The following is a 24,758-nucleotide window of genomic DNA, read 5'->3' on the forward strand; positions in this document are numbered from 1 at the left end:
GAGTGTCGTGCCCGTGCGCGCCGCCGGGCGTCCGGCGGCGCGCACGGGCGGCGCTCAGGCCTTGGTCAGGGTGACCTCGTGCCGCTCGTCGGCGTGGATGCGCGGCAGCGGCAGGATTCCCTCGAAGCGGAGTTCCGCGACGGTGGCCTCGACACTGACCTTGCCCGGGCCGATGGCCGGGGACGGTCTGCTCGTGTTCTCCCAGCGGTGTGTCACCCCGTCGCACACGGCGACCGTGCCGCCGATGCCCTGGATCAGGGTCGAGGTGCCATGGGTCGCGGAGGCCTTCGTCGTGCTCACGGAGGAGCTGATGAAGGCCGCGCCCGCGCTGTCCGTGCAGCGGTAGGTGCCGGAGAGGGTGACGGTGCCGTCCGCGGAGATGTGGCCTGTCGGGTCGACGGTCACCGTCTCCTCCAGCTCCGTGGCCCTGTGCGGGGCCGCGGTCACGCCGGGGGCGGCGAGCAGGAGCAGGGCGGCACCGGCGGCGAGGGCCAGGGCGGGACGCTTGAACATCGGAAACCTCCTGTAGGTGGGGCTTCCACTGGTACCCGGCGGACACGCCCCGGGCCGTGACCGTCACCCACTCGGTGGCGAGTCCGCACCGACGGTCGTGGAACCGTCCTGGAGTTGTCCGCATGTTGTCACGCTTCACGCCCGGCCGTTCCGATGAGTTCGGCACGGGAGCATGGTCTGTCCATGGGGACCGGCGGACGGTCCCGACCGACGTGGAGGTGCGCCATGTGTTCCCACCAGACTTCGTGCCCTTCCTTCGACGAGCTCGCCGTGCACGTCGTCGCCGCCCACCCCGAGCAGGGCTGGAGCCTCCTGTGCGACGGCGGGATCGTGTTCGACGACAGCGGCGAGCTGACACCCGACGGCAGGGCCGTCGCACCGCACCGGGCACCGGCCGAGCGGCTCGCCGTCGCCGCCTGATCGGCACGCCTAGGGCAGGACGGCGAACCCGTCCAGCTCCACCATCGCCTCCTCGTCCCACAGGCGTACGACCTCCACGACCGCCATCGCCGGGTAGTCACGGCCCGCCAGCTCCCGCCAGAGGCGCCCCAGTTCGGGGGCGTGGGTGCGGTAGGCGGCGACATCGGTGGCGTAGACCGTGACGCGGGCGAGGTCCGCGGGGGTGCCGCCCGCCGCGCGCAGGGCGGTGAGGAGGTTGGTGAGGGCCCGCTCGAACTGGGCGGGGAGGGTGTCGCCGGTGACCTTGCCGTCCGTGTCGAGCGCGGTCTGACCGGCCAGGAAGACGACGCGGGTGCCGATGGCGACGACGGCGTGGGAGAAGCCCGCGGGCGGGGAGAGATCGGGCGGGTTGACGCGCTCGGTGCTCACTGGGGTGCCTCCAGGGTCTCCGCGTCCGCGTACAACTCCTTCGCGATGATGCCCCGCTGGACCTCGCTCGCGCCCTCGTAGATACGGGGCGCGCGCACCTCGCGGTAGAGGTGTTCGAGGAGGTGGCCGCGGCGCAGGGCGCGGGCGCCGTGCAGCTGGACGGCCTGGTCGACGACGTACTGCGCGGTCTCGGTGGCGAGCAGCTTCGCCATCGCCGCACGCTTCGGGACGTCGGCGGCGTTCTCGTCGTACGCCGTCGCCGCCGCGTACACCATGAGGCGGGCCGCCTCGGTGCGCAGCGCCATCTCGGCGACCTGGTGGGCAACCGTCTGCAGGTCCTTCAGCTTGCCGCCGAACGCGTCCCGCCGAGCGGTGTGCGCGAGGGTCGCGTCCAGCGCTGCCTGCGCCATGCCGACCGCGAACGCGCCGACACTCGGGCGGAACAGATTGAGGGTTCCCATGGCGACCCGGAACCCGCGGTCGGCCTCACCGAGCACATCGTCGACGGTGACGGGCACGGCGTCGAAGTCGAGGGCGCCGATGGGGTGCGGCGAGAGCATGTCGAGGGCCCTGCCGGTCAGGCCGGGACGGTCGGCGGGCACCAGGAAGGCGGTCACGCCGCGGGCGCCGGCGCCGGGGGTGGTGCGCGCGAAGACGGTGCAGAAGTCGGCCTCGGGGGCGTTGGAGATCCAGCACTTCTCGCCGGTGAGCCGCCAGCGGCCGGGGCCGTCCGGACGGGCGGTCAGCGACAGCGCCGCCGCATCCGATCCCGCCCCCGGCTCGCTCAGCGCGAACGCGGCGACCGCGCTGCCCTCACTCACCCGGGGCAGCCAGCGCTCCCGCTGGGCGGGCGTGCCGTACGCATGGACCGGATGGGCGCCCAGCCCCTGCAGCGCGAGGGCCGTCTCCGCCTCCGTGCAGGCGTACGCGAGGGACTCCCGCATCAGACAGAGGTCGAGGGCCCCCGAGGTGAACAGCCGCTCCAGGAGGCCGAGTTGGCCGAGCTCGGCGACCAGCGGGCGGTTGACGCGCCCCGGCTCGCCCCTCTCCGCCTTCTCCGCGAGCGGGCGCAGCCGGTCGGCGGCGAGGGAGCGCAGCTCGGCACACCAGGCGGTTTGTGCGGGATCGAGCGAGAATGCGGGCATTGGCGGTCCCCTCTCTCGACGTGACCTCTCGACGATATCGCGCACCGTTGACTGTCGTCACCAACACGATACGCTCGAACGAGCCCACCAGGACGCCCACAACGGCAAGGGGGCGCACCGCCATGAACGTCTCGGCCCACGTCGACACCTTCGCGCGCGATCACCTCCCGCCGCCCGAAGAGTGGCCGGAGCTCCGGTTCGACCTGCCGGAACTGCGTTACCCCGATCGGCTGAACTGCGCCGCCGAGCTGCTGGACCACGCCGACCCGGGCCGCCCCGTGTTCCACACCCCGGCCGGGCCTTCGTGGACGTACGGCGATCTGCGGGCCCGCGTCGACCGCATCGCCCATGTACTGACCGGGGACCTCGGCCTCCTCCCCGGCAACCGCGTCCTGCTGCGCGGCCCGACCACGCCCTGGCTCGCGGCCTGCTGGCTGGCGGTGCTGAAGGCGGGCGGGATCGCGGTCACCGTGCTGGCCCAGCAGCGGCCGCACGAGCTGGAGGTCATCTGCGACATGGCGCTGATCCGGCACGCCCTGTGCGACATACGCGCCGTCGACGACCTCGCCAAGGCCGAGATACCGGGCCTGCAGATCACCACGTACGGCGGCGACGCCCCCGACGACCTCCTGCACCGCCCGGCGCCCGACACCCCGTACCCGACCGTCGCGACGGCGGCCGACGACGTCGCGCTGATCGCGTTCACCTCGGGTACGACCGGCCGCCCCAAGGGGTGCATGCACTTCCACCGGGATGTGCTCGCCATAGCCGACACCTTCGCCAAGCATGTGCTGCGGCCCCAGGCGGACGACGTCTTCGCGGGCAGCCCCCCGCTCGGCTTCACCTTCGGGCTCGGCGGTCTTGTCGTCTTCCCGATGCGGGCCGGCGCCAGCGCGCTCCTGCTCGAACAGGCCCATCCCCGGCAGCTGCTGGCGGCGGTCGCCGAGCACCGGGTCTCCGTGCTGTTCACCGCCCCGACGGCCTACCGCGCGATGCTCGACGAGCTCGACGCCCACGACACCTCGTCCCTGCGCCGCTGCGTCTCGGCCGGCGAGAACCTGCCCGCCGCCACCTGGCAGGCCTGGTACGAGCGGACCGGACTGCGCATCATCAACGGCATCGGCGCCACCGAGCTGCTGCACATCTTCATCTCCGCGGCCGACGAGCACATCAGACCCGGCACGACGGGTGTGCCCGTGCCCGGCTGGCAGGCGCGCGTGCAGGACGGGAACGGCCGGCCCGTGCCCGACGGCCGGCCGGGGCTGCTCGCGGTGCGCGGGCCCGTCGGCTGCCGCTACCTCACCGACCCGCGCCAGCGCGTCTACGTACGCGACGGCTGGAACGTCACCGGTGACACATACGTCCGCGAGAGCGACGGCTACTTCCGCTATGTCGCCCGCGCCGACGACATGATCATCTCGGCCGGGTACAACATCGCGGGACCCGAGGTGGAGGACGCCCTGCTGCGCCACCCGGACGTGGTGGAGGCGGCCGTCGTGGGACGGCCCGACGAGGCGCGCGGGCAGGTCGTCGTGGCGTATGTCGTCCTCAAGGAGGGCGCCGGGCGGGACGCCGAGGCCCTGCGCGGCTTCGTCAAGTCCGAGCTTGCGCCCTACAAGTGCCCCCGCGAGATCGTCTTCCTGGACGCCCTGCCCCGCACGGCCACCGGCAAGCTGCAGCGCTTCAGACTGCGCACCGAAGGTGACCAGCACTGATGCCGAAGACCTAAGATGATCAACGTGTCCGACCAGCATGCACCACGGTCTCTCATCGTCACGCTCTACGGCGCGTACGGCCGCTTCGCGCCGGGCCCCGTGCCCGTCGCCGAACTGATCCGGCTGCTCGCCGCGGTCGGTGTGGACGCACCCTCGGTGCGCTCGTCGGTCTCCCGCCTCAAACGCCGCGGACTGCTGCTGCCGGCCCGTACGGCGCAGGGCGCGGCCGGGTACGAACTGTCGCCGGACGCCCGCCAGTTGCTCGACGACGGCGACCGGCGCATCTACTCCACCGCCCCGCCCGAGGACGAGGGCTGGGTGCTCGCCGTGTTCTCCGTGCCGGAGTCGGAGCGGCAGAAACGGCATGTGCTGCGCTCACGGCTGGCCGGGCTCGGGTTCGGCACGGCGACCCCCGGGGTGTGGATCGCTCCCGCCCGGCTCTACGAGGAGACCCGGCACACCCTCCAGCGGCTGCACCTCGACCCGTACGTCGACCTGTTCCGCGGCGACCACCTCGGGTTCGCGGCGACCGAGGAGGCGGTCGCCCGCTGGTGGGACCTGGCCGCGATCGCCAAGGAGCACGAGGCCTTCCTCGACCGGCACGCGCCCGTGCTGCACGAGTGGGAGCACCGGGCGGACACCCCGCCCGAGGAGGCCTACCGCGACTACCTCCTCGCCCTCGACTCCTGGCGCCACCTCCCCTACACCGACCCCGGCCTGCCCGCCCGCCTCCTCCCCGAGGACTGGCCCGGCGCCCGCTCGGCGGCCGTCTTCCGGGAGCTGCATGCGCGGCTGAGGGACGCGGGGGCCGAGTTCGCGGGCGTATGACCCCCGAGGCCCTCGCGCGTGACGGCGTGCTCCGTCAGGTCTCCAGTGTCAGACGGGGTCTGGGGGCGTCCGTGCGGCCGGTCTGGGGGCGGCGGCTGCCCGCTCGGTAGGGGGCCGGCCAGACGACGCCGGGGCCGTCGTAGCCCTGCTCGGCCGCCGCGTGCAGGGTCCAGTGCGGGTCGTAGAGGTGGGGGCGGGCGAGGGCGCAGAGGTCCGTGCGCCCGGCCAGGATCAGGGAGTTGACGTCGTCCCAGGAGGAGATCGCGCCGACCGCGATCACGGGGAGGCCGGTGGTGTGGCGGATGCGGTCGGCGTACGGCGTCTGGTACGAGCGCCCGAACTCCGGGTGGTCGTCGGCCACGACCTGCCCGGTCGACACGTCGATGGCGTCGACGCCGTGGGCGGCGAAGGCGCGGGCGATCTCGACGGCGTCCTCGGCCGTCGTACCGCCCTCCGCCCAGTCGGTGGCCGAGATACGGACCGTCATGGGCTTCTCCTCGGGCCACACCGCGCGTACCGCGTCGAAGACCTCCAGCGGGAAGCGGAGCCGCTTCTCCAGCGAGCCGCCGTAGGCGTCGGTGCGGCGGTTGGTGAGCGGGGAGAGGAAGCCGGAGAGCAGATAACCATGGGCGCAGTGGAGTTCGAGGAGGTCGAAGCCGGCGCGGGCGGCCCGCCAGGCGGCGGCGGAGAACTGCTCGCGGATGTCGGTGAGTTGGGCGCGGGTCAGCTCACGCGGGGTCTGGCTGCCCGGCTTGTACGGCAGCGGTGAGGCGGCCACCAGGGGCCAGTTGCCCTCGGGCAGCGGTTCGTCCATGCCCTCCCACATCAGCCTGGTCGAGCCCTTGCGGCCGGAGTGGCCGAGCTGCACACCGATCGCGGTGCCGGGCGACCGGGCGTGCACGAACTCGGTGATCCGTTTCCAGGACTCGGCCTGCCGTCCGGTGTAGAGGCCAGTGCAGCCGGGGGTGATCCGGCCCTCCGCGCTGACGCACACCATCTCGGTCATCACCAGGCCGGCGCCGCCGAGCGCCCGTGCGCCCAGATGGACGAGGTGGAAGTCGCCGGGGACGCCGTCGACCGCCGAGTACATGTCCATGGGCGAGACCACGACCCGGTTGCGCAGGGTCAGACCGCGCAGCCGGAACGGCGTGAACATGGGCGGCGTACCGGGCGGGCAGCCGAACTCGCGCTCCACGGCTCCGGTGAAGCGGGCGTCGCGCAGCCGCAGGTTGTCGTGGGTGACGCGGCGGCTGCGGGTGAGCAGGTTGAAGGCGAACTGGCGGGGCTGCTGGTCGAGGTAGAGCCCCAGGTTCTCGAACCACTCCAGGCTGGCGCGGGCCGCGCGCTGGGTGGAGGCGACGACGGGTTTGCGTTCCTCCTCGTAGGCCGCGAGCGCCTCGGCCGGTGTCGGCTGTTCCTCCAGACAGGCGGCGAGTGCGAGGGCGTCCTCGACGGCGAGCTTGGTGCCGGAGCCGATGGAGAAGTGGGCGGTGTGGGCGGCGTCGCCGAGCAGGACCACGTTGCCGTGGGACCAGCGCTCGTTGACGACCGTGCGGAACGTGGTCCACGCCGACTTGTTGGAGCGCAGCGGGCGGCCGCGGAGCGCTTCCGCGAAGATCTTGGCGCAGCGTTCGACGGACTCCGTCTCGTCGAGCTCCTCGAAACCGGCGGCGCGCCACACGTCCTCGTGCATCTCGACGATCACCGTGGAGGCATCGGGGGCATACGGATAGCCGTGCAGCTGCATCACGCCGTGTTCGGTCTCGGCGATCTCGAAGCGGAAGGCGTCGAAGGCGAAGTCGACGGCGAGCCAGATGTAGCGGCAGTGGTGGGTGGCCACCTGGGGGCGGAACACGTCGGCGTAGGCCTCGCGGGTGGTGCTGTTGACTCCGTCGGCGGCGATGACGAGGTCGTACGACTGTGCCAGCCAGTCGGGGTAGGGCGCTTCCGAACGGAAGCGCAGTTCGACGCCCAGGTCTCGGCAGCGGTCGTGGAGTATCTCCAGGAGGCGTTTTCTGCCGAGGGCGGCGAAGCCGTGTCCTGAGGAGGTCTGGCGGGTGCTTCGGTGGACGATGTCGATGTCGTCCCATCGGGTGAAGTGTTTTTGCAGGGCCTCGTAGACGACGGGGTCGGCGTGTTCGATGCCGCCGAGGGTTTCGTCGGACAGGACGACGCCGAAGCCGAAGGTGTCGTCGGGGGCGTTGCGTTCCCACACCGTGATGTCGCGCTGCGGGTCCAGTCGTTTCAGGAGGGCGGCGGCGTACAGGCCGCCGGGGCCTCCGCCGATGATCGCGACACGCATGGCGGTCTCACCTCCCCTGCCACTTCGGCGGCCGCTTCTCCGTGAACGCCGCGTGGAACTCCGCGTAGTCCTCTCCGTTCATCAGCAGCGCCTGGGTCGAGGCGTCCAGTTCGACCGATGCCGCCAGTGGCATGTCCAGCTCGGCCGTGAGAAGGGCCTTTGTCTGGGCGTGTGCCAGGGCCGGGCCGTCGGCCAGGCGGCGGGCCAGGTCCTGTGCCGCCTCGTCCGCGCGGCCCTCGTCGGTCAGTTCGCTGATGAGGCCGATGCGTTCCGCCTCGGGGGCGCGGACCGGTTCGCCCAGCATCAGCAGGCGGGTCGCGTGGCCCAGGCCGACGACCCTCGGCAGCAGATACGCCGCACCCATGTCGCCGCCGGAGAGGCCCACCCTGGTGAACAGGAACGCGAAACGGGCGGACGGGTCCGCGACGCGGAAGTCCGCCGCCAGGGCGAGGACCGCCCCGGCGCCCGCCGCGACCCCGTGCACCGCCGCGATCACCGGGAACGGGCACTCCCGTATCGCCCGCACGGTCTGGCCGGTCATCCGGTTGAAGTCGAGGAGCTGGGCGGTGTCCATGGACAGGGTCGCGCCGATGATCTCGTCGACGTCGCCGCCTGAGCAGAAGCCGCGGCCCTCGCCGGCCAGGACCAGCGCCCGTACCGACCGCTCGCGGGAGAGTTCGGCGAGCAGATCGCGCAGGTCGGCGTAGGCGCCGAAGGTGAGCGCGTTGAGTTTCTCGGGGCGGGCGAGGGTGACCGTGGCGACCCCGTCGGCGTGCTCCACACGCAGATGCCGCCAGTCGGAGGTGCGGGCGGCGGAGCCGGTGAAGGGACTCATGACGTGCGGCCTCCTCGGGGGCGGGCGCTGCCTCACTGAGCTCTACCCTTCGAAGCTATCACCCATCCGTGACTGTCGTCATGATGGCGCGATAGAGCTGGCCGGATATGACCCGCCTCGGTCACATCTGTCACGGCTCGTCGACAGAGCGGCTACGGCGGGAGCGGCGCCGCGAGGCAAGCCGTTGCTACGGGTAAGCCGCCCGTCAGCGGGGCCGAAGGTCCCGCACGGTGCCCGCCGGGCCTCTCGTCGGGCGGCGCCGTACCATTCGTAAAAGTTGAAAGCAGGACAGCCTGCTCATGAACGGACCCGCCTTGTACGACCGCCCCTCCGCGTCCGCCGCCTCCTGGCGCATCGCACTGCCGCACTCCGCCGCGGCCGTGCCCGTCGCCCGTGCACTCGTGCGCACGGCGCTGGCCGAGCTGGAGCACGGGGCCGACTGCGACACCGCGGAACTGCTCACGGCGGAGCTGGTCGCGAACGCCGTGGAGCACACCGTCGACGGCGACTCGCCGATAGAGCTCGTGGTCGAACTGCTGCCGAGCGGCTGCCGGGTCGAGGTGCACGACCCCGACCCGGTACCGCCGTTCGATCTCACCTGGCCGGGCACCGAGCCGCCCGACCCCTGGCAGGAACACGGGCGCGGGCTGCTGCTGATCCGGGCGCTCAGCTCGTCCTGCGGACACCGGCCGACGGAGTCGGGGAAGGCCGTGTGGTTCCGGCTGCCCACGGTGCCCCGGCAGCGACGTTCCGCCTGAGCGCCACGCCGGGCGTCAGGCCAGCGTCGCCACCAGGACCGCCTTGATCGTGTGCATACGGTTCTCGGCCTCGTCGAAGACCACGGAGTGCTCCGACTCGAACACCTCGTCGGTGACCTCCAGCTCCGTGAGGCCGTGCCGTTCGTGGACCTCTCGGCCGAGGCGTGTGCCGAGGTCGTGGAAGGCCGGCAGGCAGTGCATGAACTTCACGTCGGGGTTGCCGGTGGCGCGCAGCACGTCCATGGTCACGGCGTAGGGGCCGAGCAGCGCTATGCGCTCGTCCCAGACCTCCTTGGGCTCCCCCATCGACACCCAGACGTCGGTGGCGACGAAGTCGGCGTCGCGCACGCCCTCCTTCACGTCCTCGGTGAGGGTGACCTGGCCGCCGGAGGCTGCGGCGAGCTGCTGGGCCACCTCGACGATCGTCTCGTCCGGCCACAGCACCCGGGGCGCGACGATCCGGACGTCCATGCCGAGCAGGGCGCCGGTGACCAGGTAGGAGTTGCCCATGTTGTAACGGGAGTCGCCGAGGTAGGCGAAGACCGTCTCGTTGAGCGGCTTGTCGCCGTGCTCGGTCATGGTGAGCACGTCGGCGAGCATCTGGGTGGGGTGCCACTCGTCGGTGAGGCCGTTGTAGACGGGGACCCCCGCGTACGCGGCCAGTTCCTCGACGACGCCCTGCCCGTGCCCGCGGTACTCGATCGCGTCGTACATCCGGCCCAGCACGCGCGCGGTGTCCTTCACGGACTCCTTGTGCCCGATCTGCGAGCCGGAGGGGTCGAGGTAGGTCGTCGAGGCGCCCTGGTCGGCGGCGGCGACCTCGAAGGCGCAGCGCGTACGCGTCGAGGTCTTCTCGAAGATGAGCGCGATGTTCCGGCCCCGCAGGTACTGCGTCTCGGTCCCGGCCTTCTTGGCGGCCTTCAGCTCGGCGGCCAGCTCGATCAGGCCGAGGAACTCCTGCTGGGAGAAGTCGAGCTCCTTGAGGAAGTGGCGGCCGGCGAGGGCGGTCGGGACTGTCGCCATGGGGGCGCTCCAGGAATGCGGGGACGTTGTACCGCTGGAAGTCTATACGAGGAATTGCATTTCTATACGGCAGCCCGTTCGACGGGACAGCTCATACAGCGCGGGCCGCCCCTGCCCCGGCCCAGTTCGCTGCCGGGGATCTCGATGACCTCGATGCCCTGCTTGCGCAGATGGGTGTTGGTGGTGGCGTTGCGTTCGTAGGCGACGACCACGCCCGGCTCGACGGCGAGGACGTTGCAGCCGTCGTCCCACTGCTCGCGCTCGGCGGCGTGCACGTCCTGGGTGGCGGTCAGGACGCGGATCTCGCTCAGACCGAGGGCGGCGGCGATCGCGCGGTGCATGTGCTCCGGCGGGTGGTCGGTGACCTTGAGCTCCTTGTCTCCGGCGCCCGGCTCGATGGTGTACGAGCGGAGCATGCCGAGGCCCGCGTACTGGGTGAAGGTGTCGCCGTCGACCATCGTCATCACGGTGTCGAGGTGCATGAAGGCACGCCGCTTCGGCATGTCGAGGGCCACGATCGTCTGCGCGGAGCCGGCCTCGAACAGCTTGTGCGCCAGCATCTCCACCGCCTGCGGGGTGGTGCGCTCGCTCATGCCGATCAGGACGGCGCCGTTGCCGATGACGAGGACGTCCCCGCCCTCGATCGTGGACGGGTAGTCGGCCTGCCCCTCGGACCAGACGCGGAAGTCCTCGTCACGGAAGAGGGGGTGGTGGCGGTAGATCGCCTCGAAGTGGACCGTCTCGCGCTGACGGGCCGGCCAGCGCATGGCGTTGACGGCGACACCGTCGTAGATCCAGGCGGAGGTGTCGCGGGTGAAGAGGTGGTTGGGGAGCGGCGCGAGGAGGAAGTCGTCGAGGTCCATGACGTGGAAGCGGACGGAGGTGGGCTCCGCGTGGGCGTCCAGGAACTCGCGTTTGGTCATGCCGCCGACCAGGGCCTCGGCCAGCTCCTGGGCGGGGAGGGTCTCGAAGGCGGCTCTGAGGTGGTCGGTGGCGAGGACGCCGTACTCCTTCTCGTCGAAGACCCGGTCCAGGACGAGCGTTCTGGCCGCCGGGACCTCCAGGGCCTCGGTGAGCAGGTCACCGAAGAGATGGACGGCGACCCCGCGGTCACGCAGGACGTCGGCGAAACCGTCGTGCTCGGCGCGTGCGCGGCGCACCCAGAGCACGTCGTCGAAGAGGAGGGCGTCCTTGTTGCTGGGGGTGAGCCTTTTGAGCTCGAGATCCGGCCGGTGGAGTATGACGCGGCGCAGCCGCCCGGCCTCGGAGTCGACATGCATTCCCATGCCTCCATCCTGACCACCGGGGGCCTGCTTGACCCGCTGGTCGACCGGTTTCTTCATCTTCTTGTTTTCGTCCCCTTGACGATAAACGCTTGCGGCGGTTATCGTCGAACGGACGAGAAACGAGGGGGTTCGATGGCCGACATCACACGGCGTCTGGGCTGGCGCCATCTGCGCGGGGCACCGACGGCGCACATCCGGCACCAGCGCGCGGGGAAGCTGCTGCACGACGGCCCGGGGCTCAGCTTCTGGTTCCGCGCACTGACCGCGGCGCTCTCCGAAGTCCCGGTGGACGACCGTGAGTTGGCGATGACCTTCCATGCCCGTACGTCGGACTTCCAGGACGTGGCGGTGCAGGCGACGGTGACGTACCGGATCAGCGACCCGGCGCTCGCCGCCGCCCGTCTCGACTTCTCCGTCGACCCGGACACGGGGGTGTGGCGGGGCGCGCCGCTGGAGCAGCTGGGGACGCTGCTGACGGAGACGGCCCAGCAGCACGCGCTGGACGTCCTCGCTCGTACGTCACTGTCGTCGGCGCTGGTCGACGGGGTGGCGGCGGTACGGGAGCGGGTCGCGGCCGGGCTGGGTGCCGAGCCCCGGCTGCCGGCGACCGGCATCGAGGTCGTCGCCGTCCGTGTGGTGGCGCTGCGTCCGGAGCCGGAGGTGGAGCGGGCCCTGCGCACACCCGCCCGCGAGCAGATCCAGCAGGATGCGGACCGGGCGACGTACGAGCGGCGGGCCGTGGCCGTCGAGCGGGAGCGGGCGATCGCCGAGAACGAACTGGCCAGCCAGATCGAACTCGCCCGCCGCGAGGAGCAGTTGGTCGAGCAGCGCGGCACCAACGCCCGCCGGGAGGCCGAGGAGCACGCGGCGGCGGACGCGGTACGGGCCGAGGCGGAGGCGGCGCGGACGGTGAAGCTGGCTCAGGCGGAGGCGGACCGCTCACTGCGGCTGGCCGACGCGGAGGCCACGCGGTCCGTGCAGCTCGCGGACGCCGAGGCGCGGCGTACCGAGCGGCTGGCGGAGGCGGAGGCGGCGCGGACGGTGCGGATGGCCGATGCCGAGGCGGTACGGTCCGTCCGGCTGGCGCGGGCGGAGGCCGAAGGCGCACGTGAGGTCGGGGAGGCGCGGGCTCAGGCGCAGGCGGCCTGGCTGCGGGTGCATGCCGACGTGGACGTCGCGACCCTGCACGCCCTCGCCGGGACCCGGCTGGCGGAGAACCTGCCGAACATCGACAGCGTGACCATCTCGCCGGATGTACTTACGGGATTGCTGGCCAAACTCGGCACCGGGGAGCGGGAGTGATCGCGGAGGCCGGGCGGGCGAGATCGCCCGGAGCCGACTTGGCCGACGACTTGCGGCTCGGCGCTGGCGAGGGAGTGATCCCGGAAGCCGAGCGGGCCGGATCGTCCGGAGCCGGCCCGGTCGGCAGCCTGCCGGCGGCCGACGTGTCCGCGTTCCGGGGTGCGGGCCAGGGTGCCGAGCATGGCAGTCTGCGGTCGGCCGAGTCACCCGGGCTCCTGGGTGCGGGCCGAGGTGCGAAGCGGCTGTGGTGCTTCGTCGCACCGGTGGAGTCGCTCGACCAGCCCGGCGCCTCCCCGGAGCGCCCCGCGTGAGCCTCGCACCCAGGGTCGTCCTCATCCATCGGACCACCGAGTACGAGGAGTTGGTGGCCCATCACGGCACCCATGGGCAGGCCGCCTTCTTTCTCTCCTCCCGTGGGCGGGACATCGAGGAGGTCGCCGAACGGCACCGGCGGACCCGGCGAGCGCTCGCGGAGGTGACCTCGGCGATCCCGTTGACGTGGCGTCAGAGCAGGGTCGAGCGAGGCGACTTGGACCGGTTCCTGTTCGCGCCGGAGGACGTCGTGGTCGTGGTCGGTCAGGACGGACTGGTGGCGAATGTCGCCAAGTACCTGGCGGGGCAGCCGGTCGTGGGCATCGACACCGACCCCGGCCGCAACCCCGGCGTCCTAGTACGGCACCACCCGGCGGACGCGGCCACCCTGCTGCCCGCAGCACTCGCACCCCGTACCGGTGTGGACGAACTGACGATGGTCGAGGCGATCGCCGACGACACGCAGCGGCTCGTCGCGCTGAACGAGATCTACCTGGGCGCCGCCGGACATCAGACGGCCAGATACCGCCTGGGCCTCGAGGGCGACGGGGGTGTCGTCGAGGCCCAGGCTTCATCCGGGGTGCTGGTGGGGACGGGAACCGGGGGGACCGGGTGGATCGGGTCGGTGTGGCGGGAGCGGGGCGGGGGTTTGCGGCTGCCCGGCCCGACGGAGACTCGCCTCCTCTGGTTCGTCCGCGAGGCCTGGCCTTCCCCGAGCACCGGCACAACCCACGTCTTGGGCCAGCTCACCGCCTCGACACGCCTCTGTCTCACCGTCGAGTCCGAACGGCTGGTCGCGTTCGGGGACGGGATGGAGACGGACGCGCTGGAGCTGACGTGGGGACAGTCGGTGCGGGTGGGGGTGGCTGGGACATCACTGCGGCTGATCGGCTAGCGGTGCGCGGCCGCACCGACCCTCCTTGCCCGCGGTCAGGCACGAGGCTGCGGTTGGAGCAGTTCCTCCGGCCGGGCCAGAGTTCGGCGGGCGGTGTGGCCCGGCTCGAGAAGGGCGCGGGCGACGATCCAGCCCGCCAGGGCGTGCGGTTCGGTGGGATCGTCGGCCAGCAGGTCGGCGTATCGGACACACGCGGCGCCCGGGTCCCCCGAGGCGAGGTACTCGTCCGCGGTGCGCGGAACGGCGGGGCGCGCGGCGAAGGCGTAGGTGCACACGTCCGGCCAGGGGGTGCGGTCCGGCCGGAAGCCCAAGTCCGACGATCCACCGCCCGAGGCGGCCACATTGCGCAGCCGCCACTCGGTGCGGTGCAGGACGGCGGCGGTGCGGGCGCGAGCCAGCGCGGCCGCCGACACCCGCTCGCGCAACCACCCGTCCAGGACCCGGGTAAGCCCCGAGACGACGGCACGGCCCTGCGCCGTGAGCCGCCCGCTGGTCAGCAGGGTGCGCGCCGTGAGCCGGCTCTGCAGACGACGCAGCGCGAAGAAGTAGGCGGCCCGGTCAGCCGCTTCGGCACCCTCGGCACCGGCCAGCCGGTCCCGCCAGAAGCCGGCGACACCGGTGAAGGCGTACAAGCCGTGCAGCAGACCGGTGAGATGACGCGGGTCGGTGCGCCAGGGGGCGTAGAAGCGTTCGGCACGGTCGTCCTCCAGCAGGGGGAACAGATGCAGCAGGGCGGCCAGTTTGCTGTGCTGAAGTTCGTGCACCAGGGTTTCGGCGAGAGCGAGCGCGGAGCCCGGACGGGCGACCAGCATCCCTGCGAAGGAGTCGCCACTGGATGCCGACACCTGGACAAAGGGCGGCGGGGGCGGGTTCACCGTGGTGCGTCCGAGGGGCACGATCGCCCGGACCATGGCGGGATCGACCCGCCCGGGCCCCGTCCCGTCCGGATGCACGAGGATCCGCGCGGCCTCGCCGAACAGGCGCTGCCACTCACGTGCCTCGTCCTCGTCGAGCCGGGCCGGCGGCAGGTGGTCGTCGAGGTCACGGTAGGGATCGAGGTCGTCGAGGGCGATGGCGTTGACCGTGCCGTCGGAACCCCGATGCGTCAAAGTGCGCGACGGCACCCATGCGTCGGGCTCCGGTCCGAATTGCGGCGAATACGCCCTGCCCCCCGCGCTGGCCGGCCGACAGGTCACCCGAACTGTGCTGCCCGCCGGTCCCGGCCCCGTGACGGTCAGCTCTCCTCTGCTCGCCACGGCCCGACCGACCGTCGAGTCCTCGTCTGCGCCCGGCAGTTGAAGCAGTCCGAGGCCGGGAATGGGCAACCGCCCACCGGTGAGCGGGACGTCGAGGGCGGCTTCCGTGCCGGCCTGCAGGGACGCCGAGAGCGCCAGCGCACACAAGTGCCCGGCCTCCAGCCACAGCGGCGGCCCAGTCGCCGTACCGTGTACCCGGCGCAACATGTGAGCGATCCAGCCGCCGGTCGCCGGGGCGAGCAGCAGGTCGTCGACCGCCCGGGGCGCCTTCTCGGCCGCCTCCTTCAGCACACCCCAGGCCTCGGTGACCGGTGTGAGCGGCGTGGACAGCGTCCCGAGACGATCGAGGAGGGTACGCAGCAGCAACAGACGGCGTGCCCGTTCAACCCGCTCGAGAAAGGCGATGGCCTCGGCCGAACCCCCTCCAGCGGCCAGTTCCGCGAAGAGCCGGTCCGGCATGCGGAAGGGAGCGCAGTCCTGCTCGCTGGTCATCGTCTCGGGCCTCCGGTCGGGTGGGCGAACGTGCGGGGGCCTGCCTTTCGGATCGATCGGGCGTGGCGGGGTCACGGCACGCATCTGTACCGAAGGAGACCCTAGTCGGCTCTGGCGCCGCCAGGCCCTTCGCCCGACCACATGCTGCTGCGCGCGCGCAGCACTTCGGTCAGCAGGCGCGTCGAGGGTGGCAGGGCGGCGAGACCGTCCAAGGCGCTCAGGGGCAGCCCGGCCAGGTCTGCCAAGTCCGATTCCCAAACGTCGGTCTCCGGCAGGACTACGGCCGGTTCAGATGCGGCGGTTACGGCATGGTGCAGAGCGGGCGGCTGATCCAAGATGCTCCCCCTTCTCGCACGGTGGCACGCGATGCCCCGCAGCTCCATCATGGCCAATTGCGTCCAGGGCAGAAACTACACGATCACACCACCGCTCACTCGCGGCCGTGGGAGCGTACGTAAGCGGCCTCCAACTCGACCAGCGCGACCTTGAGTTCGTCCTTCCGTGCGGGATCGCCGTCCACTGCGACCACCGCGTCGAACAAATCCCACAGCGCCTCGGGGTGCCGCCTCGCCAGCCCGCCGAGAATGTTGACGACATCCGTACGAGCCCTGTTGTGACGGGCCAGGTTGGCGGTTACTCGGGGATTCAACACGGCCACGACCGTCTGCCGTTCGGTGGGGTCGGCCGTCAGAGGATAGGCGAGCAGAGCCTCCACGGCCCGCAAGAGTGCCGAGAGCGGCCTCGCCACGGCGGGCGGTCCCGCCGGGGGAAGGACCTCGGTGCGGTCGGGGCTCTGGAGCCGGATCTCAGGGTGCTGAAGAGTACGGCCCTCTTCTCTGAGGGTGGCGATACGAGCCTGGACCGCCGCGAACAGTGCCTCCGGGTCGGGGGGCAGCGGTAGCGCCTCCGCCCGCTCGGCCAGCAGCCCGAGCAGCAGGTCCGAGAACAGACCGGTGGCCCGGACGGGGTCGTTGACCGCGCCCCGGCCCCGTCCGGCGGCGCGCAGCACCGTCTGCCGGTGTGCGTGATTCGGCCGCCCCACGGGCAGCGCGTCAGCGGGCAGCGCCTCCTGCAAGGCGAGATCCTCCTCGAAAGTCTCGCAGGCGTCCACGATCCACGTCTGGTCGCTCAGACCACGCACGGCGTCGCCCGCGAATCGAGCGAGTGCGGAGTCCAGGTCGATGCCCACCTTGTCGGCGTTGCTGGCGTCCGCACAGAACAGCCTGAGCCGCCCGGTCCGGTCCAGCACCCCGTGCCCGCCCCACCACACCCACAGGAGGTCACCGTCGGCCACGGACAGTTCCCGGACCAGGACCCGTCTCAGCGTGGCCCGGTCGGCGGCCGCGTACTGCACTCCCGGGTCGTACGGTGCCAACGGGGATAGGTGCAGCCGAAGTTGGGAATGCGGCACGCCGGCGTCCCGCAACAGCCGCCAGAAACGTACGGCGTCCCGGGCGGGCCCCGGCAGCGCCCAGGACGCCCCGGCTTCGTACTGTTCGATCCCGACGATGAGAGCGTGCACCCGCGAGGGGGCGACGGTTGTCATGACATGCGCTCCACGGTGTATCGGTACACGGCGGGATTCGTCCAATAGTCGCTGTGGCGGCGGCGAACGGTTGCAGGCGGTCGACGGCCATGCCGATGACCCGGCCCGGGTGAGTCCGTCGGCGACAGGCCCGAACGGGTCGCGAGGATGATGGAGATTCACAGGGGCGGGGACGTGCGGCTGCAGGGGCGCGCGGCAATCGAAGGACGGTGGGGAGCCCGACATCCGCGGCGAGACAGGAACGGAGCCCCCGCTCCCTGCCACGCGGGAGTGCGCGCAGGGTCTCGGCAGGTCGGCAAGTCACGGCATCCTGGTTTTCACCGGACGGCACCGGCGGGACATCGGTGGCGAGGGCGTAGGTCGAGGCCGGTTCGGTGTTCAAGGGGTTCCGGTCAGGGGTCGTATCGTCCTCCGTACCCGATCCGGCCAGCCCTTCAGTGGGGCCGCGCGAGATACCGACCGCCAGAGGTCGACTGGCACCCCCGATCGCGGGCGTGGTTCCGTACGTCGTTCCCCAGGAACGGGGCAGGACGCGAGGTCCGTCCCGCAATGCGGCGGGACCGGCTGCCACGCGCTCCACCAGCCCCGACAGGGCCGGCTCCCGCACTCCCGTCCCATGGATGAAGACGACCGCCGCCATGTGCCCCCCGTGACACCTGCACCTTGCCTGGTACGTTTGCGTTGCGAGGTCAGTTGACCATTATCAACCCGCAGTTGACGTCGAGCCAAGATACGACGGTGATGCACTTCCTGGGCGCCCTGTTCAGCGCGGGTTCGTTCGCCGCCGTCCCGTTGCCGGGTCAGAGTGGCATGGGTGCGATGTCACACTCGATGCGGCGGCGCTGGCGGGCCGCCTGGAGCCAGGGATGGTCAGAACGCACCACTCGGGCGAATCCCTCCACCGCCTTGTGCTGGAGCACGTCGGCCTCGGCACCGCGTCCCAGACCGCGCAGGTCGAGAGCGAGATTGGAGGTGCACGACAGGGTGAGTGGGTGGTCTTCGCCCGCCACCTTGGTCAACAGCGGCAGGTGGGCGGAATCGATCGCATGCGCCCGCTCCAAGTCGACGCGGACGTACGCGGTATTGGCCTGACCGAGACCCACGGTAAGGGTGTTGACGTGGCGCGGGCCGAGCGTCTCGCTCAGTCTGCGCACCACATCATCCTCGTGTGCCTGCGCGGCATCCAGGACGCCCAGGACCCGTTCCGTCGCGGCCAGGCTCGCCTTGGCCACCAGGGTGTGGCCGTGGCTCTCGCCGAGCCGCCGCCCGAGCCGGGTCACGGTCGCCTCGGCGAGTCGGCGGGAGCCTTCCAGATCACCGGCCAGACGCCGGTCGACGGAGACATTGGTCGCCGCGGACAGCGAGTCGAAGTGTTCGACGCCGTATCGGGCCCTGAGGTTGGCCAGGGTCTCCTCGGCGAGCTTGGCGCCTTCGGCGAGGTCTCCGTCCAGCCTGCGGCAGACCGCGAGGTTGCGGGCGATCCGCAGCGTCAGAGTGTGTTTGTCGCCCAGCGCGGCGCGTGCCCGACGGTACGTGTCCTCCTGAAAGTCACGTGCTTCGGGGAACCGCCCCGTCTCTCGCATGTCGATGGCGACGCAGTTGAGGGAGTTGAGGGTGAAGAAGCTGACGGGCCCGAACAGCAGGTCTCGCTGGCGAGCCGTCTCCTGGTCCAGCTCCAGCGCCTCCCGAAACCGCCCGCACAGTCGCAGGTCCACGGCCCAGCTGTGGGCCGCCCGGAGGCTGGCGGGGTCGTCAGGGCCGAACAGCGAACGCGCCAGGTCCGTGGCCTCTTTGCCCACTTCCTGCGCCTCCCCGTACCGCCCCTGGTAGCGATAGGAATCAGCCATGTCGCACAGGGAGTCGATCAGCTCCTCGGGATCGACATCGATACGCCGGGAGACGTCAAGCGCCTTCTCCGTGAGCGGGATCGACTCGGGTATCTGGCCCACCTGGCGCAGCAGGAACGCGAAACCCTTCGTCATACGCAGGACGTGGATGTCCTCCTCTCCGGACGCCGCGAGCCACGCGCTCCAGGCCTGCCGCCCGAAGGCCGCCGCTCCTTCGTGGTCACCCCAGTAATAGAGGAACCACATGGTGTCGTGGACCAGGTCACGGACATATTGGTCGGTACTGGTGACCGCCTGGGAGGCGAGGACGTGGGGCAGCAGTGCTTGATAGTCCCGCCACTCCAGGGAAGAGCCGTACGGCCCGGGTTTCGCGGCGGACAGCAACTGGTGGGCCGCGTCCCGCATGTGCTCGCGCTCCTGCGGGCTCAGTTTGGCGAGGAGCACGGTCTGTAGCAGGCGGTGCATCTGGAGGGTGTCGGCACGCGGATCGACCTTGATCAGCGAGAACTGGCTGAGGTCGCGGATGGCACGGTTCAGCTTGATCGACTCGCGCAGCAGCGGGTCGATCTCCGGAGTGATGTTGATGCCCCGGCTGCCGCGCAGCAGGGACCGCGGGATCGGCTCGGGAGCCATGCTGGCGCAGATGTCGAGGAGTTGGCGGGCGCCCGGGTTGTTCTCCTTGATGCGTTCCAGGGAGATGTCCCAGGCCGCGGCGACGGAGACCGGGTAGTCGGGAGCTTGCTCGATCTCAAGGATCTCAGGGCTGCGCTGGGCGAGCAGTTCAAGGTACTCGTCGACAAGCATGCCGGTGACACCGAGCCAGGCGCCCGCCTGCTCGACAGCCAGTGGCAGGTCGCCCAGGGCGTCGGCGAGCCGTTCGGCGTCCTCACCGCTCAAAGTTGGGGAGCGTTTCTGGAGCAACTCGATCGACTCGTCGCGTTCGAAGACGTTGACCGGCAGCGAGGTGGCCACTCGTTCCCATCCTCGGTTTCGGGAGGTGACAACGACCTTGCCCGGGCCGTCGTGCGGGAAGTAGCCGCGCACCAATTCGATGTTCTCGGCGTTGTCGAAGACCAGCAGCCAGTCGTCGTACGGCACTCCGGTCCGCAGCGCTTTCAGGGCAGAGATCGCTGCCGGCGCGCCCGCGTTGTCCTGCTCGGTCGGAGCGACGCCGAGCTGGGCCGCCAGAGTCGCCAACGCCGCCAGAATGAGACCCTCCTGCTCGGCTGGGATCCAGCAGATGACTTTGTAGTCGTGCTGGTGGGTGTACACGTATTCCAGTACGAGCTGGGATTTGCCCACACCGCCCAGGCCGTGCAGCGCGTGCGGCAGTACAGCCGCCGTGTCCTGGGTGCTCAACTGTTCGTCCATGGCCCTCAGCAGGGTCTGGCGACCGACGAACGAGGTGTTCCGCAAAGGGACGTTCACCATGAGAGCAGGTGACTTCATGGACTTGTTCATGCCCGCCCGTGCCTCCGTCGGTTGCTGGGTCCGGTCGGCTGACGCCTCGCCCTGGTCGGTGACGGGACCGTCAGGATTTCCGGCACCCTCTTCGATGCGCTTCGCGCGTTCGGCGTAAGGACCCGCCAAAGCCTTCATCACTGCCAGTTCACTGCGTACCCACCCCTGTTCGGCCGGGTGGGGCAGTGCAGCCGCCGCCGGATTGCGTAGGGCGATGTGCAGGGCCACGCCCCGCTCACCAGCCGCCGGCAACCCACCCACGACACCGATCGTCCGGGCGAGTTCGCCACGCGTGATGGTGGCAAGCAGTGCCTCACGGACTCCGTCGGCGAAGTCGGGGGCCTTCTTCTCACCGTCCCAGTCGATCAGTCCGCCCATCAGGATCTCGGCGAGATGTTCGGGACCGGTGTCCGGCATGGTGCGCAGCCTCAGCTGTTCCATCAGCTCGAACTCGAACGGGACGACGGCCAGTTGGCCAGCGAGTCTGCGCGCCGCCGGAGTGGCGAGGGTGAAGAAGCGTCGTACGGCGTCGGTGGCGGCGCTCCGGGAGCGCGGAGCGCGCAGGCCGGCCGCCGGGGTCGTGTCCGCCGAGGCTCCCACCAGAAGGGCCGGCAGGTCGCACTGTGTTCCGCGCTCTCCGGCAACGAGTTCGGCCCAGGCGGCGAGGGACCTTTCCTTGAAGGAGAGCACGGGCACGGGCAGAGCTGTGTCGCTCCCTGCCGGCAGCGGCCGGAGCGGGTCATGGCCACCGGAGGGCGGCCGATGCGCGAGCCCACTGTTGGGGACACCGAATCCACCCGCTTCCAGGGTGACTTGATGGGGGTGGACGGAGGAGCGGTGGCGCAGGTGCGGGGGCAGCAGGTTCACGAGGGCCGTGGGGCCGGACCGGCCCAGGTCGTGCAGCAGACGATCCGCACCCGGTGTGGTCCAGCCGTGGCCCAGTCCGTCGGTGACGACGAGGAAGACCCGGTCGCCCCTGCCGTGCAGGAGTTCGCCGGGATCCGCCGTGGCCCGAGCCGTACCCCACCTCAGCCGCGGCTCGCCGGCCGAAGGCAGGACCAGGTTCACGGTACGCACGGCCCGAAAGGCCCCGCTGTGCTCGGCGGCGGTGGACAGGGCGGCGGTCTCCGCAGCCCAGATCGCCATGGTGGGCGCCTCGTCCACGAGGACGACCAGATCCAGTGCGGTGGCGTCGGCGGGCCGGAACCACGGCATCCACAGCCCGTCCAGGAGGCCGCGCTCAGCCGTGACCTCTTCGTCCAGTTGGACGGCATCGAAGGACGGTACCCGACGAGCGAGCCGGTGCAGGGCGCGGGCCAGCCCGGCAGAGCGCCCGGGCACGGTCGGTTCACCGCGCTCCGGCCCAGGAAGCAGGGGCCGTCCCAGGCGTATCCGGCCAGGTCCCTCCGGGGCGGGAGTGAACAGCGGCGGCGGTGCGGCCGCCTCTTCGCTCGGCAGCCGGTAAGGGGCGTCGGGTGGCAGACGGGACTCCGTATGCACCGCCGTGCCGCCGTCCGGTCCGCCGATGTCGGACGCCCCGCCGTCCGCCACGGCGGGTCGTCCGGCCCGCGCCCAGTGGGCGCTCAGCCAGACGGCGTCGGCCAGCTCTCGCCAGTGCGGCAGGTCGTCCGTACGGTCCGGGCCCGCACCCTCGTGGCCGGTCCCGGGCGCGCGCTCCCGAGGCGTACCGTCCATTCAGCGGCCCTTCGAGAGGTCGCGTAACAGCTTTTCCACCAGCGTGCGCCCCTTCGTATCGGTCCGGAACGTGCCTGTGGCGGTCAGCTGTATGGCGTTGAGTAGCTGATCCAGAGCGTGGGTACCACCCGACTGGATCCGGCTGACGAATTCGTCGACCAGGGGCTCGGCACCCTGCGGAAGCACCCCGAAGTGGCTCACCACCATGCCCAACAACTGTTCCCGGGTGGGCGGGCGCATTTCCAGAGGGAGACAGCGCCGACGGAAGGCGGCCGGGAACTCCCGCTCCCCGTTACTGGTGATGACCACGATCGGGAACTCCCGGCACTCCACCCGCCCTTGCCATATCTCGGCGAGACCACCAGGGTCGGCGGTGTGCACCCGTGCGGTGTCCGCTGCAGCCCGGATCAACTCGGGGACGTCGTAGCTACCGTTCTCCAGCACGTGCAGCAGATCGTTGGGCAGGTCGATGTCGCTCTTGTCGAGTTCGTCGACGAGCAGGACGCGAGGACGGTCGTACGGGAGCAGCGCGGTACCCAAGGCACCCAAGGTGATGAAGTCGCCCAGCGCAGGCGGAGGTTGTTCCCCGCCGGTTCCGTCTCGGCCGACAGCAGCCACGCCGGGGAGTAGATTCGCCCGCCAGCCCGCGATGGCCTGAGCACGCCCCATCGCGTCATGGGAGTACAGACCATCGCGCAGCGTCGTGCGGCTGACGATGTTCCATTCGAGAACGCGGCCGAGGCCGAGCTCACGGGAGATCAGATAGGCGAGCGAGGACTTGCCGATCCCCGGTGAGCCGGTCACCAGCAGCGGCCGGCGCAGTATCAGGGCGGCGTTGACGACGTCGATGCCGTCCTGATCGAGTTGGGGAACGTCGTCGGCACTTCCGAGCCGGCGTATCGCGGCCTCGTCGTCGTCGGGCGGCTGGGACTGTGGTGGCTCGCCGCGGAACTGACGCCACGGCGGAGCGGAGGGCAGGCGGGGAGGCACACCGTCCGGGCTGGACCCCGTCGCGTGGAAGATGCGCCAGCCCTCGCCGTTCACCGTGTCCGGCGCGCTCATACCGTCGTCTCCTCACTGTCGATGCTGTCCATGCTGACGGCGTACCCGATGCCGCGCCCCTGCTCAAGGGCGTGCTCGACAGGACTCTGGACGTCCACCAACCGGTTCGGGTCGTCCCAGAAGAACGCGATGTGTCTACTCACGGGTTCTGGGCCGTCGGCCTTGAGTTCGGCCATGCGTCGCAGGTTCTGGATGACGGTCGGCAGCCGGGTCGGCGGCTGCACGGCGGCGAACACGGCCGCGACCACTTCACGTCGTTCCTCCGGGAACTCGCCCCTGCGGTCCCAGACGGCGAGCCCGATGCCTTCGGCGATGGCGGCCTTGAGTGCCTCTGTCGCCGCGCCGCCGTCGGGTGCGTCCAGCACCGCGGCGGTGCGACTCGGTTCGGCGGCCAGCTTGAGACGCCATTGATCCGGCCCGCCGGGGTGGGCGGTCTGCCAGCCGTGGACCGTGATCCCCCGGCTCTGGAGCGTCTGCCACCGTTCGTGCCACTGAGCCCGGACCAGGACGTCGTCACTGCGCATGCGCTCCAGGCTTCGCAAGTGCACCCCGTACTTCAGCCCCAGGCGCATCGGGGTCCCGTCCCACGACCGGACCGACAGGCCTGCCACGTCGTGGTTGAGCAGGTCGTAAGGGAGGACGAACTCGACGTAGGGGGGCAGTGACGCGCCACCGTCGGACGGAGCTTCGTGGGCTCCGGACGGGAACCGGAGGACCTGTGTCAGGGCCCGCTCGACGGCTTGGCCGAGTTCGTCGAGCGTGGTCGTCTCCTGATCGCCGGGCTGGGGGTGCCAGTAGCCGGGAACCGTGTTCAGCCAGGGACGGACGACGATGTCCCCCGAACCGTCACGGGCCGGTTCGACGGCGACAACCAGGCATCGGGGAATCGTCGGGTCGGGCACCACATCCGCCCGCCGGGACCTGCGCTCTTCGAGCGCGCCGAGCAGTCCGCCGCGCTCCGCCCAGTTGTCGGCCCACAAGGACAGGGCCTGCCGCCAGCTCTGGGGCCGGATCAGTTCCGCGGCCTGGTCCACGAGGAGAACCGCCGGCGGAATGCCGTCCGGCTGGACGTTCAACTCAGCCACGTGCACGAAGAGTTGTTGCACCGTGAGGTCCATGGGCAGGGCCAGGTGGAGCTCACGCGCGAGGCCGTCGCGCAAGCCGGCCCCGGACAGTTTGTCCTCGACGGCCTCCAGGAGTGCGAGCGCGGAATTCATGTCACGCTCGGTCAACGGACCGGGCAGCGGCGGGGCGAAGGCAGCGCCTCCCAAGGAGAGCAGCAGCTCTTCGAGTTCGGCGGCAGCCGGGAGGCTCTCGTGGATACGCACCACACCGACCAGCGCTCGCTCACCTCCGGATACCCGTAAGGCCGTCTGCACCAGTGCGACGACGTCTTCACGCCGTTTGATACCCCTGAGTTCGACATCAACGCCGAGCGCGTCCGAGAGCGTTCTCGCGAAGATATTGCGTCCGTGCTGATCCTCCAGGCAGCTCAGTTCGCAAAGTGCCTCGATCAGGCCAGACAGCAGGTCGTTTCCCGGAGCGCGCCCGAACCCGCCTAATCCCGCCGCTTTCTCCACCGACCTTCCCCCACGAGCCGGTACACCTGACTGACCAGCGAACGTAGCACGCCGCCACCGGCCTATCTAGGCCGTCC

General features: G+C 70.9%; 19 protein-coding genes. 7 read left to right on the plus strand and 12 right to left on the minus strand.

Annotated elements, in window-relative coordinates:
- Positions 1-54: 54 nt before the first annotated feature.
- Positions 55-513: a DUF6299 family protein gene (locus tag ACFY1U_RS25135; protein WP_390696358.1), complete on the minus strand. Its 459-nt coding sequence runs from the start codon at positions 511-513 to the stop codon at positions 55-57.
- 225 nt (positions 514-738) lie between these two features.
- Between ACFY1U_RS25135 and ACFY1U_RS25140 the strand changes: the two genes are divergently transcribed.
- Positions 739-933, plus strand: coding sequence for a DUF5999 family protein (locus ACFY1U_RS25140; protein ID WP_390696359.1), 195 nt, complete (start codon positions 739-741; stop codon positions 931-933).
- Positions 934-942: 9 nt separating this feature from the next.
- Here ACFY1U_RS25140 and ACFY1U_RS25145 read toward each other — a convergent pair whose 3' ends face one another.
- Both ACFY1U_RS25145 and ACFY1U_RS25150 read right to left on the minus strand, forming a co-directional pair.
- Positions 943-1,341 (minus strand): RidA family protein, encoded by a 399-nt coding sequence (locus ACFY1U_RS25145; protein WP_390696360.1) that lies wholly within the window; start codon positions 1,339-1,341, stop codon positions 943-945.
- A complete protein-coding gene (locus tag ACFY1U_RS25150; protein WP_390696361.1) occupies positions 1,338-2,486 on the minus strand; it encodes an acyl-CoA dehydrogenase family protein in 1,149 nt (382 codons plus the stop codon). The genes ACFY1U_RS25145 and ACFY1U_RS25150 overlap by 4 nt, the downstream gene beginning before the upstream one ends.
- Before the next feature lie 122 nt (positions 2,487-2,608).
- Here ACFY1U_RS25150 and ACFY1U_RS25155 point away from each other — a divergent pair, with 122 nt between their 5' ends.
- On the plus strand, positions 2,609-4,201 hold the full coding sequence (locus ACFY1U_RS25155) for an AMP-binding protein (RefSeq protein WP_390696362.1): 1,593 nt from the start codon (positions 2,609-2,611) through the stop codon (positions 4,199-4,201).
- A gap of 15 nt (positions 4,202-4,216) precedes the next feature.
- Entirely contained in the window at positions 4,217-5,029 is an 813-nt protein-coding gene (locus tag ACFY1U_RS25160) for a PaaX family transcriptional regulator C-terminal domain-containing protein (RefSeq protein ID WP_390696363.1), read from the plus strand.
- Positions 5,030-5,063: 34 nt separating this feature from the next.
- Here the strand turns inward: ACFY1U_RS25160 and ACFY1U_RS25165 are convergent, their stop codons facing one another.
- Positions 5,064-7,331 carry a bifunctional salicylyl-CoA 5-hydroxylase/oxidoreductase gene (locus tag ACFY1U_RS25165; RefSeq protein ID WP_390696364.1) on the minus strand — a complete coding sequence of 756 codons (2,268 nt, stop codon included), beginning with the start codon at positions 7,329-7,331 and terminating at the stop codon, positions 5,064-5,066.
- A 7-nt stretch (positions 7,332-7,338) separates the two neighbouring features.
- Positions 7,339-8,166: an enoyl-CoA hydratase family protein gene (locus ACFY1U_RS25170; protein WP_390696365.1), complete on the minus strand. Its 828-nt coding sequence runs from the start codon at positions 8,164-8,166 to the stop codon at positions 7,339-7,341.
- A 299-nt stretch (positions 8,167-8,465) separates the two neighbouring features.
- Between ACFY1U_RS25170 and ACFY1U_RS25175 the strand changes: the two genes are divergently transcribed.
- The gene (locus ACFY1U_RS25175) at positions 8,466-8,924 is read left to right on the plus strand and encodes an ATP-binding protein (protein ID WP_390696366.1); all 459 of its coding nucleotides are present in this window, start codon (positions 8,466-8,468) and stop codon (positions 8,922-8,924) included.
- A gap of 15 nt (positions 8,925-8,939) precedes the next feature.
- Here ACFY1U_RS25175 and argF read toward each other — a convergent pair whose 3' ends face one another.
- Together argF and ACFY1U_RS25185 are read right to left on the minus strand one after the other, a co-directional pair.
- Complete coding sequence (gene argF, locus ACFY1U_RS25180; RefSeq protein WP_390696367.1) at positions 8,940-9,947, minus strand: ornithine carbamoyltransferase; 1,008 nt, start codon at positions 9,945-9,947, stop codon at positions 8,940-8,942.
- Positions 9,948-10,009: 62 nt separating this feature from the next.
- On the minus strand, positions 10,010-11,233 hold the full coding sequence (locus ACFY1U_RS25185; RefSeq protein WP_390696368.1) for an arginine deiminase: 1,224 nt from the start codon (positions 11,231-11,233) through the stop codon (positions 10,010-10,012).
- Between the two features lie 132 nt (positions 11,234-11,365).
- On the opposite strand from ACFY1U_RS25185, the gene ACFY1U_RS25190 reads away from it, so the two are divergent.
- From ACFY1U_RS25190 to ACFY1U_RS25200, 3 genes are read left to right on the plus strand one after another with little or no spacing between them, the layout of a single operon-like run.
- Positions 11,366-12,535, plus strand: coding sequence for an SPFH domain-containing protein (locus ACFY1U_RS25190; RefSeq protein ID WP_390696369.1), 1,170 nt, complete (start codon positions 11,366-11,368; stop codon positions 12,533-12,535).
- A 38-nt stretch (positions 12,536-12,573) separates the two neighbouring features.
- Complete coding sequence (locus tag ACFY1U_RS25195; protein WP_390696370.1) at positions 12,574-12,846, plus strand: hypothetical protein; 273 nt, start codon at positions 12,574-12,576, stop codon at positions 12,844-12,846.
- Positions 12,843-13,742 (plus strand): hypothetical protein, encoded by a 900-nt coding sequence (locus tag ACFY1U_RS25200; RefSeq protein WP_390696371.1) that lies wholly within the window; start codon positions 12,843-12,845, stop codon positions 13,740-13,742. The genes ACFY1U_RS25195 and ACFY1U_RS25200 overlap by 4 nt, the downstream gene beginning before the upstream one ends.
- A 35-nt stretch (positions 13,743-13,777) precedes the next feature.
- Here ACFY1U_RS25200 and ACFY1U_RS25205 read toward each other — a convergent pair whose 3' ends face one another.
- The 5 genes from ACFY1U_RS25205 to ACFY1U_RS25225 form a co-directional block, all read right to left on the minus strand.
- Positions 13,778-15,490: an HEXXH motif domain-containing protein gene (locus ACFY1U_RS25205; RefSeq protein WP_390696372.1), complete on the minus strand. Its 1,713-nt coding sequence runs from the start codon at positions 15,488-15,490 to the stop codon at positions 13,778-13,780.
- Positions 15,491-15,920: 430 nt separating this feature from the next.
- A complete protein-coding gene (locus ACFY1U_RS25210) occupies positions 15,921-17,036 on the minus strand; it encodes a caspase family protein (protein WP_390696373.1) in 1,116 nt (371 codons plus the stop codon).
- Positions 17,037-17,836: 800 nt separating this feature from the next.
- A complete protein-coding gene (gene fxsT / locus ACFY1U_RS25215) occupies positions 17,837-22,039 on the minus strand; it encodes an FxSxx-COOH system tetratricopeptide repeat protein (RefSeq protein ID WP_390696374.1) in 4,203 nt (1,400 codons plus the stop codon).
- Positions 22,040-23,101, minus strand: coding sequence for an AAA family ATPase (locus ACFY1U_RS25220; RefSeq protein WP_390696375.1), 1,062 nt, complete (start codon positions 23,099-23,101; stop codon positions 22,040-22,042). It lies immediately after the preceding gene.
- The gene (locus ACFY1U_RS25225; protein WP_390696376.1) at positions 23,098-24,681 is read right to left on the minus strand and encodes a hypothetical protein; all 1,584 of its coding nucleotides are present in this window, start codon (positions 24,679-24,681) and stop codon (positions 23,098-23,100) included. The genes ACFY1U_RS25220 and ACFY1U_RS25225 overlap by 4 nt, the downstream gene beginning before the upstream one ends.
- Positions 24,682-24,758: the final 77 nt, after the last annotated feature.

Source organism: Streptomyces sp. NPDC001351 (assembly GCF_042896045.1).
Taxonomy (GTDB): domain Bacteria; phylum Actinomycetota; class Actinomycetes; order Streptomycetales; family Streptomycetaceae; genus Streptomyces.

Coding starts and splice junctions, on each gene's coding strand:
- ACFY1U_RS25135 (WP_390696358.1), bottom strand. CDS start 513: ATGTTCAAGCGTCCCGCCCTGGCCCTCGCCGCCGGTGCCGCCCTGCTC.
- ACFY1U_RS25140 (WP_390696359.1), top strand. CDS start 739: ATGTGTTCCCACCAGACTTCGTGCCCTTCCTTCGACGAGCTCGCCGTG.
- ACFY1U_RS25150 (WP_390696361.1), bottom strand. CDS start 2,486: ATGCCCGCATTCTCGCTCGATCCCGCACAAACCGCCTGGTGTGCCGAG.
- ACFY1U_RS25155 (WP_390696362.1), top strand. CDS start 2,609: ATGAACGTCTCGGCCCACGTCGACACCTTCGCGCGCGATCACCTCCCG.
- ACFY1U_RS25160 (WP_390696363.1), top strand. CDS start 4,217: ATGATCAACGTGTCCGACCAGCATGCACCACGGTCTCTCATCGTCACG.
- ACFY1U_RS25165 (WP_390696364.1), bottom strand. CDS start 7,331: ATGCGTGTCGCGATCATCGGCGGAGGCCCCGGCGGCCTGTACGCCGCC.
- ACFY1U_RS25170 (WP_390696365.1), bottom strand. CDS start 8,166: ATGAGTCCCTTCACCGGCTCCGCCGCCCGCACCTCCGACTGGCGGCAT.
- ACFY1U_RS25175 (WP_390696366.1), top strand. CDS start 8,466: ATGAACGGACCCGCCTTGTACGACCGCCCCTCCGCGTCCGCCGCCTCC.
- argF (WP_390696367.1), bottom strand. CDS start 9,947: ATGGCGACAGTCCCGACCGCCCTCGCCGGCCGCCACTTCCTCAAGGAG.
- ACFY1U_RS25185 (WP_390696368.1), bottom strand. CDS start 11,233: ATGGGAATGCATGTCGACTCCGAGGCCGGGCGGCTGCGCCGCGTCATA.
- ACFY1U_RS25190 (WP_390696369.1), top strand. CDS start 11,366: ATGGCCGACATCACACGGCGTCTGGGCTGGCGCCATCTGCGCGGGGCA.
- ACFY1U_RS25205 (WP_390696372.1), bottom strand. CDS start 15,490: ATGACCAGCGAGCAGGACTGCGCTCCCTTCCGCATGCCGGACCGGCTC.
- ACFY1U_RS25210 (WP_390696373.1), bottom strand. CDS start 17,036: ATGACAACCGTCGCCCCCTCGCGGGTGCACGCTCTCATCGTCGGGATC.
- fxsT (WP_390696374.1), bottom strand. CDS start 22,039: ATGGACGGTACGCCTCGGGAGCGCGCGCCCGGGACCGGCCACGAGGGT.
- ACFY1U_RS25220 (WP_390696375.1), bottom strand. CDS start 23,101: ATGAGCGCGCCGGACACGGTGAACGGCGAGGGCTGGCGCATCTTCCAC.